The organism is Thiofractor thiocamini, from assembly GCF_055384375.1.
This window is the reverse complement of sequence record NZ_AP042389.1, coordinates 1,062,362-1,081,002: the sequence shown is the minus strand read 5'-3', so window position 1 is coordinate 1,081,002 and position 18,641 is coordinate 1,062,362. Positions and strand designations below refer to the sequence as shown.

Annotated in this window: 9 protein-coding genes; 2 read left to right on the top strand and 7 right to left on the bottom strand. The window is 38.4% G+C overall.

The genetic code is table 11. From position 1 onward, the window contains the following. The first annotated feature begins 6 nt into the window (after positions 1–6). A complete protein-coding gene (locus ACZ47B_RS05365; protein WP_464895652.1) occupies positions 7–1,290 on the top strand; it encodes a M16 family metallopeptidase in 1,284 nt (427 codons plus the stop codon). A 4-nt stretch (positions 1,291–1,294) separates the two neighbouring features. Then, on the top strand, positions 1,295–3,106 hold the full coding sequence (gene recG / locus ACZ47B_RS05360) for an ATP-dependent DNA helicase RecG (protein ID WP_464895651.1): 1,812 nt from the start codon (positions 1,295–1,297) through the stop codon (positions 3,104–3,106). On the opposite strand, the gene ACZ47B_RS05355 is transcribed toward recG, so the two are convergent. From ACZ47B_RS05355 to ACZ47B_RS05325, 7 genes are all read right to left on the bottom strand, one after another. After that, on the bottom strand, positions 3,083–3,454 hold the full coding sequence (locus tag ACZ47B_RS05355; RefSeq protein WP_464895650.1) for a type II toxin-antitoxin system VapC family toxin: 372 nt from the start codon (positions 3,452–3,454) through the stop codon (positions 3,083–3,085). The genes recG and ACZ47B_RS05355 overlap by 24 nt on opposite strands. Beyond that, entirely contained in the window at positions 3,451–3,699 is a 249-nt protein-coding gene (locus ACZ47B_RS05350) for a type II toxin-antitoxin system Phd/YefM family antitoxin (protein WP_464895649.1), read from the bottom strand. The genes ACZ47B_RS05355 and ACZ47B_RS05350 overlap by 4 nt, the downstream gene beginning before the upstream one ends. 107 nt (positions 3,700–3,806) lie before the next feature. Beyond that, positions 3,807–4,346: a ribosome hibernation-promoting factor, HPF/YfiA family gene (hpf, locus tag ACZ47B_RS05345; RefSeq protein WP_464895648.1), complete on the bottom strand. Its 540-nt coding sequence runs from the start codon at positions 4,344–4,346 to the stop codon at positions 3,807–3,809. A gap of 162 nt (positions 4,347–4,508) precedes the next feature. Continuing rightward, positions 4,509–4,937, bottom strand: a complete 429-nt coding sequence (locus ACZ47B_RS05340; RefSeq protein ID WP_464895647.1) for a type II secretion system protein — start codon at positions 4,935–4,937, stop codon at positions 4,509–4,511. Beyond that, positions 4,937–5,845: a type II secretion system protein gene (locus ACZ47B_RS05335; RefSeq protein WP_464895646.1), complete on the bottom strand. Its 909-nt coding sequence runs from the start codon at positions 5,843–5,845 to the stop codon at positions 4,937–4,939. The genes ACZ47B_RS05340 and ACZ47B_RS05335 overlap by 1 nt, the downstream gene beginning before the upstream one ends. Beyond that, on the bottom strand, positions 5,842–6,522 hold the full coding sequence (locus ACZ47B_RS05330; protein ID WP_464895645.1) for a type II secretion system protein: 681 nt from the start codon (positions 6,520–6,522) through the stop codon (positions 5,842–5,844). The genes ACZ47B_RS05335 and ACZ47B_RS05330 overlap by 4 nt, the downstream gene beginning before the upstream one ends. Next, complete coding sequence (locus ACZ47B_RS05325) at positions 6,519–18,620, bottom strand: LamG-like jellyroll fold domain-containing protein (RefSeq protein ID WP_464895644.1); 12,102 nt, start codon at positions 18,618–18,620, stop codon at positions 6,519–6,521. Before ACZ47B_RS05325 ends, ACZ47B_RS05330 begins: the two co-directional genes overlap by 4 nt. Between the last annotated feature and the right edge of the window lie 21 nt (positions 18,621–18,641).

Sequence of the window (18,641 nt, the reverse complement as noted above, 5' to 3'; positions counted from 1 at the left end):
AATGAAGTGAAACAGATTTTGATAATGATATTTTTGATACAAGGATGGTTGATGAGTGCAGTTGTAAAAGAGGTCGAGATTTCAGGTGTAAAAGTACCTGTCATATATGAAAAAGATAGCTCCTTGCCTTTGGTTTCTTTGGAGGTTATATTTAGAAATTCAGGCTCTTTGGAAGATGGCAAACATGAAGGTTTGGCGAGTTTTACTTCCAAAATGTACGGTGAAGGAACAAAAGAGATAGGAAGTACAAAATTTGCGGAAATCCTCGATGAGAATGCTTTGCATCTAAATGTAAACAATGGTAATGAGACATTTGTTTTTGAAGCAAGCTCGTTAAAAGAGAAGTTTGGTATGCTTTGTAAGATGCTCTCAAAGCTTTTAAGGGATCCAAACTTAAGTGAGAGTAGTTTTCAAAAAGTAAAAACCATGACATTGGGAGCCATTTCATCCAAAGAGAATGATTTTGACTATACGGCTTCTGTGGGACTAAAAAAGCTGCTTTTTGAGGGAACTCCTTTGGGACACAGTTCGCTTGGAACCAAAGAGAGTATAGAAAAGTTAAAACTCGATGATGTAAAGAGTTTTGTAAAAAAACATATAGTATCCAGCAGAGCTATCGTGGTTATAGGTGGTGATATAAGTGAAGATGAGGCTCTTAAAAAGGCTAAAGAGATACTTGAAGTTTTAAATATCGGAAGTTATGAAAAAGTAGGGTTTTACAATGCAAGCGATAAAGAGCAGCATAAAATCATAAAAAAAGATACAAAACAGGCTTATGTATACTTTGGAGCACCGTTTTATCTAAAAGTAAACGACGAAGATGCATATAAAGCCAAAGTTGCTGCTTTTATCTTGGGGTCGAGTGGATTTGGTAGCAGAATGATGGAGGAGATAAGGGTTAAAAAAGGGTTGGCTTATTCGGCATATGCAAGAGTCAATCTCAACAAATCATACAGTGATTTTAGTGGATACTTGCAGACAAAAGTGCAGAGCAAGGATGAAGCGGTCAAATCGGTCAAAGAAGTTATAGATGATTTTATCGCAAAAGGTGCTACCCAAGAGGAGTTGAAAGCTGCTAAAGAATTTTTAAGCGGAAGTGAGCCTTTGAGGGTTGAGACACTTTCCCAAAGATTGAACAGAGCATTTTTTGAGTATTATAGGGGCTTGAAACTCGGCTACTCTTTGGAAGAGTTAAAAAAGATAGAAAAATTAACCCTGAAAGAGTTAAATGACTTTATAAAAGCTCATAAGGAGATAGAAAAGTTATCTTTTTGTATAGTTACAAAGTAAAACAGTGTTCGCAAGCAGTGACAAAGAGTATCTCAAGAGACTAAGGGTCAGGCCACTGCTTGACTTGGCTTTGATACTCCCTTCAAAGTATGAAGACAATTTTCTTTGCGATTCTCTTGTCTTAAAAGAAGAGAATGTTTTAGAAGTAGAAGTTCTAAGTCGTCAAAGGGTTCCAAAATTTTTAAAAGTCAGATTTTTCTCCTTGAAGTTTGAAAAAGAGTTGGAGGGTATCGTTTTTCATCCAAAACCTTTTCATGAAAAGCTTTTTTGTGTCGGGTGTAGGGTATTTATCAAAGGAAAAGTTGATGATAATTTTGGAAAACTATCCATCATCCAACCTAAAGTGATATCTGAGGTTAACAAGATAGATGTAAAGTATAAAACACCTCTTAAAAATCAAACTCTAAAAAGACTCGTATTGACTTATCTTAACAAAGATTCTCTTATAAAAGAGGGATTGAGCGAAAAAGAGGCAAAAACTCTTCTTACTTTTCATTTTCCGACACATGAATTTTTACGAAAAAAAGAAAGCAAAGAGATAGTAGATATACTGAAATTTGTAGAGATTTACAATCATTTAAAAAAATTAAGCTCCAAAAAAACCGCTTACAAAGCAAGTACCATTCTCGAAGGTGACATAAGCGATCTTACATCGAAACTTCCTTTTAAACTCACAAGCGATCAGTTAAGAGCCATAAATGACATAAAAAAAGATTTTCATAGTGGGCTTGCTTCCAAAAGAGTTGTGGTTGGGGATGTGGGGTGCGGTAAAACTATGGTGATACTATCTGCTGTTATGCTTGCCTATCCTAAAAAAGCGGTTTTGATGGCACCGACTTCTATCCTTGCAAATCAGATATATGCTGAAGCTAAAAAGTTTTTACCCTCATATCTAAAAATCGCTCTTGTGACATCCAAAGAGAAGATATCTGATTTGGACAAATATGACTTTTTAGTGGGAACTCATGCACTTTTGTATAAAGATTTGCCAAAATGTGATCTTGTGATGGTAGATGAGCAGCACAGGTTTGGTGTCAATCAAAGAGAAATGATAAAAAATCTTGTTTCAAGAGATAAGACTTCAAGAGCTCATTTTTTGCAATTTAGTGCGACACCTATACCAAGAACTCTTGCTATGATAAACTCTTCGCTGGTGGATTACTCATTTATCAAGGAGATCCCTTTTGAAAAACATATAACAACAAAGATAATCGGCAGGAGCGAATTTAAATCCCTTATAAGACATATTGAAAACGAGATAAAAAAAGATCATCAAATCGCCATCATATACCCGCTTGTAGAAGAGAGTGAGAGTATAGATTACCAATCCATAGATGAAGCCAAGGAGTATTGGCAAAAGAGATATGAGAATGTTTTCGTAACTTATGGAAAAGATAAAGAAAAAGACGAAGTACTTGAAAATTTTCAAAAAAATGGAAGCATACTCATATCCACGACTGTCATAGAAGTCGGCATTTCACTTCCAAGACTTACTACTGTAGTCATAGTAGGAGCTGAAAGACTTGGACTTGCCACACTTCATCAGATACGAGGTAGGGTAAGTAGAGTAGGGTTGGATGGATACTGTTTTTTATATACAAACGATAAAAACTCAAAAAGATTAAAAGAGTTTGCAAAAACAAAAAGCGGCTTTGATATAGCGGAGTTGGATCTTAAGTTTAGAAAAAGCGGTGATGTGGTAGATGGAAAACTTCAAAGCGGAAAAATGTTTGAGTGGATTGACTTGTCTAGTGATGAATACATCATAAAAAAAGCCAAGGATAGATTAATCTCACAGCAAACTGCAAGCATATGATTTAAATTTGTTATCTACGGTTATGATCTTGTACTTGTGGATGATGGCTTGAGATATGATCATTCTGTCAAACGGATCTTTGTGATAAAAAGGTAAATCTTCAAGCATCAAAGCACTTTTTGTATCGAAGTTTAAAACATTTATATCCATTTCTTCTAAAAGTTTCATGATATCCGCATCAAACTTTAAATGACCGATAGATTTTTTTATCGCTATCTCAGCTATGCTTATAGAGCTTAGATAAATGTTGTTGTTCAAATCTTTTAAGTAGTTCATATGATCGATACTTATCTTTTTGGTATCGGTAGCCAACCATAAAAATATATGAGTATCTATGATGATATTCACTTCTGTTTTCCATAAAACATTTCATTTATATCTGCATTTTCATCGTCAAAATCATCAGGGATGGTTATCTTCCCCTCAAGTTGCCCAAATTTACGGACTTTCTTATCTTCTTCATAAGGCACCAACATAGCTATCTTTTTATGTTTTTTACCAAACTCTATGACAAAAGTTTCTTTGGAATTTTGGACTTTTTCCAGTATGGAAGATAATTCAGCTTTAAATTGACCTACTTGAATGGATTGCATAATTAAGCCTTTTTTGTAAGATGGATAAACATTATATCGGATAATATGACAAGTTGTCAAGTTGGCAGTATGTGAAAGTGATTAAGCTCTCCTAAGAGAGCTTAATCTTAGTAAAGACCAAATTTACCGTCGCCTTTTTTGAAAAGGACTCTCATGTGGTTGTCCATGTCGTTAAACACCAAAAACTGTTTGTCACTCTCTTTTAATTTTTCAAGAGCTTCTTCAAGTTCGGTCGGCTTGTAAAGATCCAATTCCACCGGAATGATCTCATCGGCGAGTTCTTCATAGGCTTTTTTCTCTTCTTCTATGATTTTTTGAGCTTGTATCTCTTCAAGAGATTCGGCTTTTCTTGTTTTTGTTTTGTCACTGTGTCTTCTTAAGACTTTTTTCGCTCTGTCGATCGCAAGATCAACGGCAGCATATACATCTTTATCTTTTTGTTTTATAACAACACTGTTTTTGTTAGGCAGAGTTATGATAAACTCGACACTAAAACCCTTTTTACCGTTTCTTTCATCTGCAGTTACGACAGCTCTTGCTGAAATGATGTCAAGGTTGTACTTTTCAAGTGATGCAAAAGCTGATGTGATATGATCTTTTATGGCATCAGTCAAATCAAACTGCTTTCCAACTATGCTGACATTCATGTTATCTCCTTTAAATCAAATATTTAGAGAACCTTATAACACTCACACTAAGAGTGTGTATTTTCCCCTGTGAAATTTTATCTAAAAAAGTATAAATCCGTCCTTTTGCACTCTGTTTTTTATCAGAAAAAATATCTTTTAAAAAACAAAAGGACGGATAAATTATGGCTTTTGTATAGTTCTTCTGTGATATCTTATCGGTTCGCTTGAGCCTTTGAAGGTTACATAGGTGTCTATGATGACAGTTCCATTTGATTCGGGAGTTGCTATATTGTTCGCAAGCAGATGTGAGGGGTTGCATGGAAGTGAATTGCCTATATAGTATAAACTCATATTGACATCATAATTTGTTTGATAAGTGAAATTTATATTTTCTATACAGTTTGCATTGTTGTTGTGACCTGATATAGCCAGCAGTGCAAGTTCGGTGGCACTCTTCGCCAACAGTTTTGTCTGTTCGCTTACATAGATATCACCTGTTTGCTTCGAGGTGGTCGAAGTAAGAGATATCATTAAAGCCATCAAAGTAGCGATGGTTATCATCACTATGATAGCGAGCAAAAGTGAAAAACCTTTTCTATGATTTGACATTAAAATACCACCTTTTCTTTACAAAATGTCATATTGAAATCCATTCCTATAGGGTTGAAGACACAAAGTTTAAGCCTTATTGCCGTTCCTATCTGTCTAAATTTAAAAGTCGAGACATGCTCCATCAAAGTTGATTTGTTACCATCGGAGTATTTATCACCCATCCAAGGTCTGTAATTGTAGTAAAAAGAGAGATTTTGATCACCCGATGCACCTTCTGGGACTACGGCATATGCACTCCATACGAGCTGATAATGTTCATATACTGTAGAACTGTTGTTTTCAACGAATTTCAAGATATTCGTTCCGGGCAATTCTCTGACTCTCAATACATAATCATGGTCAATGGTTCCATTATAGTCGTTCCAGCCATACTTTACTATGTCGAATTGATTTGGAAGACCGGTAAAGACGATGGCAGCTGAGCTGTTTACATCCGTTAGGTTCACATCGCCGTTTGACAAAGTAGATAGTATATCTTTTTCATAATCAAGATGACTACCCGGTGTATCTATCTGAGTTTTGTCGGTATTTATGCTGGATAGATCAACAAACCCGCTCCATCCCGGACCTGAAGCATTTCCCTCAAAGCCTTCATTGTCATATCCTACCCATTCAAGTATTTTGTAAGTTCCGTCACCCATAGGTAAAGAAACGATATTTGTATCGTTTGGAGGAAGTTTTCTGGCGATTACGCTGTCTTTTACTCTGTATGTTAAAAACCTGGCTATCTGAGTCAAGGCAAGCTCAGTTTTTGTCTGTAGGGTGTTGATACTTTTTGAGTAGATGTATGACTCATATATTTTGGCTATTATTCCACTACCTATGGCTGCAACTACGCCAAGTACTACTATGACAAAAATCATCTCTATCATCGTGAAAGCATATCGTTTTTTTAAGTTATTCAAGGGAAAGTCCTGTAAAGAAGTTCATAGCTTCCTATATTTGCGGAAAATGCTCTAAGAGTTGTTATGACTTCATTGTTTGTAGTGTCTTTTACCGTTACCTCCACCATTTTCAAGTTGGTGCTTGGTGTCGCACTTGCTGTGCTGATGTCTCCTAGGTTCAAAGTAGGAGAGGATGAATAGGTTGCATTGTCATCTATATATTTGACTATGGTGGTGAGGTTGAAATCTTTTATGTAATCCCCCACTCCTCCGCTTGAAATACTCTGGGTTACATTGTTGAAGTCATCTATATCGTTATATGCCGTAGTGTTGGTGTCGGTTGAATTTCCAAGCGTTGCTGAAGCGTAAGTGATATTTGCATCGAATTTCCTTCTAAAATTCGCTTTGAAGTTTCCTATTCTTCTTGATGAGTTATTGTCCGGGTATCTATCTAGCTCGCTGTCGCCGTTTGTAACATCAAGTATGTGTTTGACGCTTAAAGAGCTTACAAGCTTGTCATCCCATGGAAATGTAAGGATATTGCCTATCTTTGTCGCACCGGCTAAGATAGCTTCCTGGTTCAAACTGAACTCATCGGATTTACTTGCCTGGGATAGTAACAGAGGAACGCTCATCAGAGCGATCCCTATAACCACTATAGCAACGACAAGCTCTATGAAAGTAAAACCTTTTCTCACCATTCTATCCTTTTGGAGCCTTTGGAGCTTATGTTAAGATCAACCGTTTTTCCGGTTTGTCCGACCCCTGCCCAGTCATTGTATTTTGAAAAATCAACAAAGAAGCTACTGGTTGTGGCATTGGCGTCATAGGGATCGAAGATAAGCCATGATGAAGCATTCATATCCACTCTCTCCCTATACGGATATGTAGCACCGTTATATGTGATGGTATGGGTTTCATCACCCCCGTTTATGGCTGTCGAGTTGGCCGGAGTGATTGTTATCTTGGTGGTAGCCGGTTGGATAAAACCGGATATGTTACCGTCAGCCAAGCTGTTTTGTCCGGTATTGACATACCAGTATATGGAGTCTGCATCTTCTCCTCCAAGTGACGGAAATTTGCTCTTGTTACAATCTTTGCAATATCCTTCATAATATATCTTGGCATTTATCACATCATTGTCACTGCTGTAGTTTGGAGCATGAATCCTTCCATATATGAAGTGGATATCATTAGTAGGAGATATATCCACATCGGTCGGTGCGACATTTACTCCAGTGATTCCAAGATAGTCATTGAGTGAGCCGTTAATATCCTGGAAATCAACTATAGCCGGTTCTAGAGGAGTTGTTTTATTTTTATCCACATAAGCTCTCAAGTTGAGTGTTGCCATACCGCTTGCAAATGAGTTGTTTTGTTCGGATGTGTCTATGATATTGTTGTTGGCCGCAAGTGAAGCGTTGCTTTCTATATTGGTCAAGTTTGACTCGTTCGCTACGCTGAGATTTAGATCATTAAGGCTTACACTATCTACATTGTATCCAAGGTTGACCTGTACATTATCGGCAAAACATGTAGCGGAGAAAAATCTCGTAGTATTATTATCCACGTTTTTAGATATGACATTGGTGGTCAGTTTTCCGTATACTTGGTCTGTCAAAGGGTCTGTTACCATGTAGGTAAATCCGTTTCCAAAATCACTTACGGTTGTAGCGTTAAAGTCAAAATGATCCGGTGTAAAGACTATGGAGGATGAGTTTCCTTCTACATTACATCCTATAATTCCGCCAACTGCGGTATTTGTTCCTGATCCTGCGACACAGTCACCGTTTGTCTGGTCTTTTGCGGTCCAGTTTGAATCGGTAAGATCAAATTTGATGACACCTACCTCGGTATATTTGGTATTTGCCGCCTGGGCATTGCCGTTTGCAAAGGTAAGGTTATTGATATTTAAAGCATTTATGTCTATACAGGCTGGATTTGTCGAAAAGTTACTGTCAAGTGAGATATTTATACCGTTGGTTTTGGACAATACCGCATTGTATTTAAGGGCATTGGTTCCTGTCTCGTCAGTCGCATTTACATCCAAAGTTTCACCCTGTGCGGCTTTGGCTACCGTATACCCGCCTGCATTGGTCGCGCCTACGACAGACAGGCTGTAACCTTTAGGTCTTGTTGTAAATACATCTCCGGCATAAGGTGCACTTGAGTTAAAATCACTTGGGTAATGCTTTGTTTCGTTGTAGTCATTGTTGTAGCTCAATGTCAAATCAAATTGAAATCCTATCTCTTTTGAAGCTTTATCATAATTTGTATTGTGAGTACTCCATCCCAAGTCTGTACTGTCTACCGGTACAGAAGGCGAAACCAAAGAGGTCGTTATATCACTTGTCAGCCCGTTGTATGCGTCTACAAGCTGTAGGTTCGATATGCTCATGGTGGTATTGCCGCCTGTATCTACATCGAGTGAACTTATACCGCTCAATGAGATATTTAAGTCAAACGGTTTGTTTACTATCTTGGTTCCTACTGAGTTTCTGCCGGGGTCTTTGAACAGAGTCACTATATGTTCCCAGTTAAATGTTACAGTACCGGAATCCACAGGTTCACTTTGCTGAGTTTGGAGATTGTTTATACCGGCATCAGAGAGGGTTTGGTTGGTAAAGTTTATAGAAACGGCATTTTGGAAGCTTTGCCCAAGGGTGGCATATCCATTTATCTTGGTATAAAATTCTATCCATGTTACACTTTTTTTAGGGAAAGCAGGATAGTTGAACACTAAAGTAGTGCCGTTTGCATCTGATGAGCAAGTTGTACCGTTGTATGATGGATCTATAAGATTCATAGTTTCCCCATTACCATCAGGCATGGTGCCAAGAGGTGTAGTTTCATTGCCATCTATGAGTACGGCTTTTATGTCTGCTACACATTCATCTCTTACACTTTGATTGTAATCATAAAGAGTACTTTTACATTCGCCGCTTATGGATCTTAGCGTACTGTTATAGTCGAAATCAAGATCTGAGGCACCGCCAATAATACCATCAGGGAGATCATATATGTTCGTAGCTGTTATATCACTGTTTGGAGATGCACAGCTTCCATTAAAATCAACCTCTCTTGGCAGAGGATCCGTTACATGTACATCAATGGCATCATCGGTTCCGCTGTTTATGATGGTTATCCTGTACTTGAGCATGCTTCCTCTGTGTATAGGAGGCATCGGATCGCTACACGGTACCCAGTCATCATTACTCAAGCTTCCAGGCTCTTTTTTCTTGAAGCACTCTTTGTACGAGTCTATGAAGTCAGGGGTAAATATCTGAGTATTAAATCCCAGCATATTGACAAATGCGTACTGCGCAGGGTACTGTGTAGTACCCGGTATAGGGGTATCACTTTCGCTTACTTGAAGATTGATCTTGGTAGATGTTTGGGCATTACTTAGGTAGCAAGGTGAACTTATGCAGTTTCCACTGCTGTCATACTGGCTTGTCAAATCAAATTCATCCAAATCAATACCAGGATTGTAATTGAGATTGAGATTTTTTACTATCGGTGTCGTATCGATATTTTGCAATGAAATGGTATCATTGAAGATATTGTCTGTATTGCTCGCGCCCTCTTTCACGAGATGAGGTGTATTGGAGATATCAGTAACCGACATGCTTTCATATGGAAGTGTCATATCACCTGCAAAAACCATGGAAAAGAGAGTTGATTCGATATCGCCTTCATGAGGAGTGATAAAGCCGCTTACATTTAGATCTAGTGAAACAGATTGCCCCGGAGATCTTGGCATAAGAACTTTAAATCCGTCAAATATAGTGCTGTTTTTATATCTTACACTTCTGTACTGTCTGTGATCTACTGAGTATATCACGACAAGCTCCCAGCCTCCAAAAAATCCGGAGTTGAAAAATGACCAATGGCTTGGTGAAGTATCATCAGGGATGAAGCTTGCACTGTTATCAAGCCCATAAGATACATTTAGATCAGATACTATAAATATACCGTTTATATTTCCGTTTGTAGCGTATTCGTTTCTTATGATAGAAGTAACATTCGCTTCGGAAGAGTAGTATAGTCTTCCGGTTGAGCTGGCAAACCTTTTAAATCTGTAAAATCCTGTTGCATTGTCATCACTTATGATACTGCCGTTTTCCTGATCGCCGCCGACGATAGTAAAAGTGTCACCCGATGGCGTGGTAAGTTTTATGGTATTGAAAGTGCCGGTTAAAGTATCATTGTTGTCCTGACCTTTTATGTGACCTCCCCAGTAAAGCCCTGCATACTCAATGGTCACATTGTTTTCAGGTATGTTGAGTGTAGCACTTGAAGAATTCAATGGCTGTGAGGCAACGTTTACATAGGAAGTGTTGACATCAGTCAGAGATGTGTTTCCATCTTGATTATTTGCTTGTAGTATGGTATTTCCTATAACTACCATATTGCCGTAGTTGTTGGTGCTGACATGTTTTCTAAAACCGTCTTTTAGTTTTACGGGAGCATTTGAACCTGATACATTTATATCCAATGATACTTGAGTGTGATTATTGCTAAGATCCGTATCTACGGTGTGACTTGTTACATTTATATCATTTACGATGTCCGTTCCGCTTTGAGCTTGCATGGTGGAAGTAAAACTTAACGAATCCCCTGGAGCGATATTAGGTAATGTACAAGTAAAATAGTGTTCACTTGCAGGTATGGTACAGCTTATGCTATCAGGAGGGGTTATAAGTGACAATCTGCTATCATAAGTATCTATTATCGTAATCCCTGTAGCAGGAGTTAAGCTACTATGATTGGTGACTGTCATCGTGTAGTGTATGAGGTTTGAGCCATTTGTATCCAAAGTGGCTGTTTTTGTTACACCTAGATCGGTTCCGAGTGTCATTACTGTGGCAGAGTCACTGTTGTTGCCGTTGTTAGTATCCGGTTGTCCTGTAGTTCCGGCTACTCCAGTTTGAACGGTTGCTGAGTTTGTTAAATGTTCACCTGTACTGTTTGGAGCTATAGCAGTGATCGTAACTGATCTTGTATCATTATGGTATAAGATATCATCTGTTAAAATTGTACAATTAAAGTCATGAGTTCCCACACAGGTAAATCCTGGATCTGAGTATGTAGTACCGTTTGTATCCAGAGTCAGTCCTGCAGGCATTGTATCATACAAAGTAAAACCTGTAGTAAGAGGTTCTGATGATCTGTTTTTAACTGTTATGGTGTAAGTAAAAGCAGTTTCAGCCCCCACAGGAGACATACTTGGTACTTTTGTGACCCTTAGATCTACTCCACAAAGAGGTTCATTTCTCGAAGTGCCATCATAGTTTTTATGTGCTTTTTCATTGTTGTAGATATCTTTTACGGCTCTGTCATCAAGAGCGATGTTGTATATCTCTACTTCATCGATGTTTCCCTTGAAATATCCTGCATATCCTTTTCCGATATGAATATTTTTTGTACTAGCTACTGCTTGAGAAAAATTTGCATTTGTACTATTGGTTAGATTGCCGTCAATATACCAATATAATTTCATATTATTTAAATCTCTCACAACACAAATATGATTCCAATAATTTTTTCTTAATGAGCGGTTTGATTCAAAACCTTGATATGGTGAACCATTTCCACCATTGGTACCATAATAGTAACTTAAAGTACCATCTGCTTCTTGTGTTATGGTTCCTTCACCACCATATGCTTTTTCGATTATGTTTCTTCTATTATGAAAACTTGTCGGTTTTACCCATGCGCAGTATGTTTGATCTTTTACAATTTGAAGTTGTGCGTTGTTTGTTATACTTATATAGTCATTGTTTCCATCAAATTTTCCTACTCTCCAAATGGTTGAAAAGTTATTGTCATCTTGTGTCAATATATAATTTAGTGTTTTGGCTCCATTTTTGGCAGTGCCGTTCAATCCATTTATACTGTCTATAACTACTCCGTTTGTACCGTTCCATTTACACTCATCAAACCTATAATCAGCTACAGGTTTTATCTTGTGCACAGTGACTGTTGCTTGTTTGGTATCGTTTGCAGTATTCTCCTGAGTAGAGGTTGTGTTTGTTTCAACCGTACTTGTTAAAGATACGGTATCGTTGTTTCCTGCAAAAGGCATAGTAGCTATGATAGTTATATTTTTATCTGCATTGTATGCAAGATCCCCAAAGGAGCAAGTAACCGACTGGTTGGCATCAGTAAGGTTGCAATCGCTTGAACCGTTTATAATGTACAGAGCATTTACCGATTTGTCAAATGTTTGCTTCAACGTTACATTTTTTGCGGTAGAGATATTGATATCTTTTACATTTATGTTGTAAGTGACATTTCTATCTTCGAGTACATCATTTGGAGTAGCGTTTATATCTGCTGCTATATCCGCTCCTATGACTCTGACATTTGGCGCGACGGAGAGTATGGAGTTCTCTATGGAGTTTGAACTTATATTTATATCATTTGGATATGTGCCAATGGTGTTGGCAGGTGCCTGAACATTTAGTATAAGTTTTGTAGTGCCACCGTATGCCGGGATATTCGGCTGATTGCACGTAGCATGATTTCCTGCGTTAGAGCATGTCCATCCACTGTCACTACCGTTACTGTCCATATATGTAAAGTCTGATGGAAATATATCGGAAGTGTTGACATCAACAGCCGGATTTCTTCCAGAGTTGTTTATGTCAAGTATATATGAGAAGATTTCACCCATAGCCACTTCTGTTTTGGAAGCGTTAAATGAGGCATTAAGTGTCGCACCTTCCAATTTTATGTCAATACTGCTACTATTGTTAGTCGTATCTACTTCAGCAGTTGAAGTATTTATATGAGCGGTATTTGTCGCATTGCCTATGTAACCGGGCGTTGTAGCCGAGTATAAGATATCGGATGCATTCGTATCTGCATCGAGCGAAGTTCTAGAGCAGACAATAGTGCTTGAAGCTATCGAACAGTTCCAATCTCCCGGATTTGTTATATTTATATCGCTAAAGCCGGCAGGCAGAGTGTCCGTGATATTTATATCTTTTGCCAAACCTAAGTTTTGATTTGTTACGCTTAGTTTAAAATCTATCTCTTTTCCTACGCCAACGGTTATGTTGTTATCATGATAAAGTCCGTCACTGTGAGGGTCAGGGTCTCTTGCATACTTGGTTATCTTCAAGTCTGAGCCTTTGACATTTGTAGTAGGATTTGGCGTTAATGTAGAAGAGGTTGTATTGCCCTCGCTGTCTTTGGCTGTTACAGACAGGTTGTATGATACTATCTGATTGGCATTTGGTGCAAGTGCATGGATATGTATCATAGAAGTTGTATTTGATGGTGCAAGTGTTGGCAATGTACATGTAAGTTTTATATTTGTATCGTCGAAATTACAACTCCATGGATCTGAACTGTTTGTGGATGTGACATTGAACTCTTGTGAAAATCCGGTTGGGAACTTCATGGTAAAATTAATATCTTGTGCTTGTGAATATCCTTTGTTTTCGATAGTTACATTATAGTCTATAGCATGATAAGCACCGACAGGTGAAGGAGACTGAACAAATGGATTGTTTGCAAAATCGATATCAGCTCCTTTTATAAGTGTAGGAAAATCAGCAGTTACATTGTTGTCTCCAACTGTGCTCGAGGTTGCTATGGCTCTGTTGACTATAGTACCTGTATAATTAGGTGCTTTAGTATAAATCCTAAATCCTATTGTGGCTCCAGAAGCTAAATCTCCACCTTTATAGCTACAAACAACATTATGAGCAGATGATGCCGAATTGTCGATACAATTCCAATCAGCTGTATTTATATCACGATTCCATCCACTGCTCAAAGATACACCGCTATGAAGTTGGTCATATACCAATATGGACTTTGCGGGTACATTTGAAACATTTGTAACATTTATATCATATGTAAGTTCATCACCCATACCGGCTACTGCTGTACCGCTTTTTATGACACTTAATTTAGTACCTATGATATTTGTTGACACACTATCATTGTTGTCATTCAGTAAAGATGTAAGTTCTGGTGTATCAGTCGTAACATTTGCTTCATTTATTACGGTTTCAATGGCATTGGGAGCCGAAACATCTACTGTGATATTTGGAGCTGAAGCATTTGGAGCAAGAGTTCCTGAGTAATTACATGTTATGATATGGCTTGCTTCACTACAACTCCAGTTCGTACCACTTGCACTTGTATAGTTTACATCATTAGGCAATACATCTTTTACCACTATATTTGTAGCTGTTGTACTTGGTATATCATGTGCAGCATTTCCTGTTCTTGGATAGTTTTTGGTTGAAATAGTATAGCTAAACGGTTGATTTGCACCTATAGGGTCTGTAGATACCGTTTTTGTTATAGACATGTTTGCACCTCTTATAAGGGTGTCAGTCTCAAGATATCCATTTCCACCAGGTGCATTATCAGCCGGTATACTATCGCCCAAAGATGTTACAGCATGGTATTGGTTGATTATCCAATTGTGTGCAGCATCTATAGTATTTGCATCAATATCATAAAAATTTGTAGTTGCTTTGGCTGTTATCGTGGCAACAAGAATCCACTGCTCAGATGTTTGAAGAGCTGAGCCGGACAATTGACAGTTCAATGTATCTCCAGGTGATGGTGCATTCGAATCACATGTAAACCTTGAACTGCTTGGCGTAACAGATATATTGGTGATATTTGTTGGTAATTTGTCAGATATATTGATGTCAGTTATGGGTATATTGACAGTCGTAGTGCCATCGACATTGCTGATTACTTGGTTTCTTACATATAATTTATAAGTGAGATCACCACCTATACCTATATATGTGGGATTGGTATTCCATGGATTTATACCATTGACATCTTTTCTGGCCTGGAGATTGATATTTATAACTCTGGTAGTTTCCGTATCATGATTGTTGTTTTTGTTGGATTCCGAGGTATTTGTATCAACATAAGCTGTGTTTGAAACTGTACCCTCAGATGAAGGTGCCCGTACCTGAAATGTGATAATATTGTGATTATACGCATTGCCTGAGGCTGTACCCGGTAATTCCATATTAGGATCATTTGTATAGCAATGTATCTTTGGTATTGCAGAAGTGTCGCAAGTCCAATTTGCATCTGTAGATATGACATGATCAAATGTTAGGCTTGAAGGCAGAGTATCATTGATATCAGCCCCAAAAGCCGACGATCTACCTATATTTGTAACATTGATTGTATAGTTATATAATGAATTGACCGCTACCGGATCAGCTGAGTCAATTTTGTTTATCGCTAAATCAGCTCCCTGTACATTTACTGTTGCATTGTCATCATTGTTTGTATAATCAGATTCAGGTGTAGAAGTTGACACTGTTGCAATATTATTAAAGATACCATTGGTTGTAGGAGCGTTTGCCGTGATGGTAAAAGATGATGTTCCTCCATTATGTGCTAAGGTACCAAGTTGACAAGTAACATTTTGACCAGAAATACTTTGGTTGGCACAATCGGTTGAAATCGAGCTAAATCCGGCAGGTAAACTATCTGTAACATTTACATCCTGTGCATCAGCCAAGTCATTATTGGTAACCGTTATGGTAAACACAACTTGTTCACCAAGTGAAACTGTACTCTTGTTAACTGTTTTCGTAATATTAACATCTGCTCCTCTAACGGTAACAGGTGAAGTTCTTTGATTTGTATTGATATAATCTACCTCAGCTGTATTATTTGATACATTGACATCGTTATTTAATTGTGTATTGATTGGTGCATTTGTCGGTACAGTTGCATCTATTGTGATATTTGATGCAGATTCATTTTTTGCCAAAGAAGAGTTATATGTACAGTGAAAGCTAGATGGGAATGAAGTAGTACAATTCCATCCTGCCCCAGCGTTTAGATTTGACAATACAAGTGGAGTAGTGCTGGTATGTACTATGTCATCCAAAGATATATTGGTTGCATTCGCATCACCTTGATTTTTCAGTGTTATGGTGTAGGTTACTGTTTGTCCGACTGCTACATCCTGGCTACTTGGTGCTTTATTAACTATCAAATCTGCACCATTTATAGGTACAGACCAGGATGTATGGTCGTTATTTGTATTTTCTTCTGGTGTAGAAGTCGTAGCTATAGCGCTGTTTGATATATTTTTAGATGCATAAGTGCTGTCAAAGTTTGGTGATACAGCTCTTATGTGTATAGTCTTATTGCCATTGTTACCTGGTATATTTCCTAAAGAACAAGTAAACGGTTCTGTAACCGAACTGTAAGTTCCACTTCCACAATCAGTTTCAATATTGGTAAAATCAGCAGCGTTATTGGTGTTTAGATTGATAGTTAGATTAACATCATTAGCATCTGCACTACCGTCGTTTTGAACTTCAATCGCAAAATATATAGGTTCATTAGCGGTTCCTATAATATCTCCGGTTTTAGTCACGATAAGATGAGAACCTTTTATAACTGTCGAAGCGGTCGCACTGACAGTCGGTTTTGGAAGAGTTGAAGTGTTTGCTTCGGCTGTATTTGTAACCGTGCCAAGAGCCGCATTTAGAGGTACATTTACATCAAAATGTATGGTTGAAGAGTCGCCTTCGGCTAAAAGATCACTGTCTTTTGTACAAGAAAGCTGTGATGTATCGACTCCGCTACAACTCCAGTCCGTGGCATCTATGATGGAATTTACCGTATATCCCGCACCCAAATAAGTAGCCAGATTATCAGTGATCGTTACATTTTGTGCATCGGAGTGGGATGCATTGGTTACGGTTACATTGTAGTCTATCAAACCGCCTACGGTTGCCGTGGCACTTGCACTTTTAGAGATGCCTAGAGTTACACCTGTGACAGTTACTGTTTTGCTGGCACTTCCGTCGTTTTGATTTAACGATTGGGATATGACGACGTTGTTTGTTATATCCCCTGTAACATTTGCAGGAGCTTTTGCAGTAAGGACTATGGTATCGGTTGCGTTTCCTTGAAAGTTTGATTTGGTACAAGAAAAAGTACCTGTTATCGGTGTTGAGGGGCAGTTAAAAGTGCCGCTGTTTATACCGGTTATCTCAACACCTGCAGGTAGAGTATCGGTTATATTTACATCTGTGGCATTTATATCGTTATTGCTTGTTATATTTAATGTATATGTAAATGATTTGCCCAGTCCTACCGCACTTACATTGGCATCTTTTGTGATGTCTAAATCTGGTCCCATAAGATGTGTCGTAGAAGAAACATTATTGTCTAAGGAGTTTTCCTCATCTATGTCATTTGTGACAGATGCACTGTTCGTTACATCATTTAAGCTGTCAGTAGGCATTTTTACGGTTACATCAAAACTGTATGAAGCACCGCTGTTCAATGCTCCATGAGCACAAGTCATGGTACCTGTATCACCTGTGGCGACACCCGTACATCCTCCTGTATCACTTACATAAGTCATTCTGGAGTCTAAAATATCTGTGACCACCACATTTTGGGCATCGACAGGACCATTGTTTGCGACAGTGATAGTGTAGGTATAGTTTGAACCCACTTTGGCTGTAGCATTATTGCCTGTTTTTGTGATCCTGAGATCAACTCCTCTTACGTAGGTAGTCAGTGTGTCACTGTCATCGGATGTTTGTCCACCCTCATCTGTTGAAGTTACCGCTGTTGCGGTATTGTCAACTTGCTGATGGGATGGGGGCATTTTGACTGTTATATTCACATCCTTAGTTTGATTGTAGGCTAAAGGTGACGGTAAAGAACAAGTTATAGTTGAAGAGCCTGAACAGTTCCAACTGCCCTGAGATATACCTACATATGATACACCCGCGGGCAGAGTATCTGTAAAATTTACATCTTCGGCAGAAGTTTGTCCATTGTTCGTGACAGATATGTTGTATGTCACCGTAGAGTTTACTTCGGCATTGTTGGCATCGATTCCGCCCAAAAGAGTTTTGCTCAAAGCTATGTCGGCAGGTTGTACCGTAACATTTACGCTTGGAGTTAATGGTAAAGTGTTGTAATCGGACGAATCGGTATCTATAGAGGCTGTATTGGTTTTTATACCTCCGCTTACAGCCTGTACGGTTATGGTAACCGACCTACTACTGCCCGGGTCCAAATCTGCCCCGCTACAGCTGACAACCCCACCACTTTCACTACACCATGAAGTATCGCTTACCGAAACAAAACTAACGCCGCCTGGTAAATTGTCGGTTATAGTAACGTTTCTTGCCTTTACTGTCGGGTTACTCCCGTTGTACGGGTTTGATACGGAAATGGTATAAGTAAAATTCTGATTTAGTCCTATATTAGGAGATGAAACTGTTTTGTCTGCATTTAAGTTTGATTTGCCAAATTCCACAGGAGCCGTGGAGTCGTTGTTTGTTGTATTGGCATCGGTCGTGGTCGCTATGACCGTTAAAGTGGGATTGGAGCTTCCTGTTGTGCTAGGAGCTGTGAGTATTATGTTTAATGGATTTGATGTATCCCCGTTGTTTAATGTCTGATTGTATTGACATGAGATATTGTTATCGGCATCTGCACTTCCGTTACAATTCCATCCGGCTCCGCTGTAATTTCCTGAGTATGACGAACCGCTGGGGATATGGTATTTTATGGTAGCACCGTTACCGTCGAGAGTGGTACTGCCGGTAGTTTCATTTGTTATGGTGATGGTACTGTTAAAGTCTTGCGAAACTTCAACCGTAGCCGGTACTATGCTTAAGTTGGAACTTAAGTCTATGAGAACGGTATCGGCTTTAAGTATAGTTATCATAAACAAAGGGAGTATGATAATCATTTGAAAAATATTTAGAATATTATATAACTTCTTAGGTTTTTGTTTTTTATGATGCTGCATCGCTATCTCCTTGCCAACGGT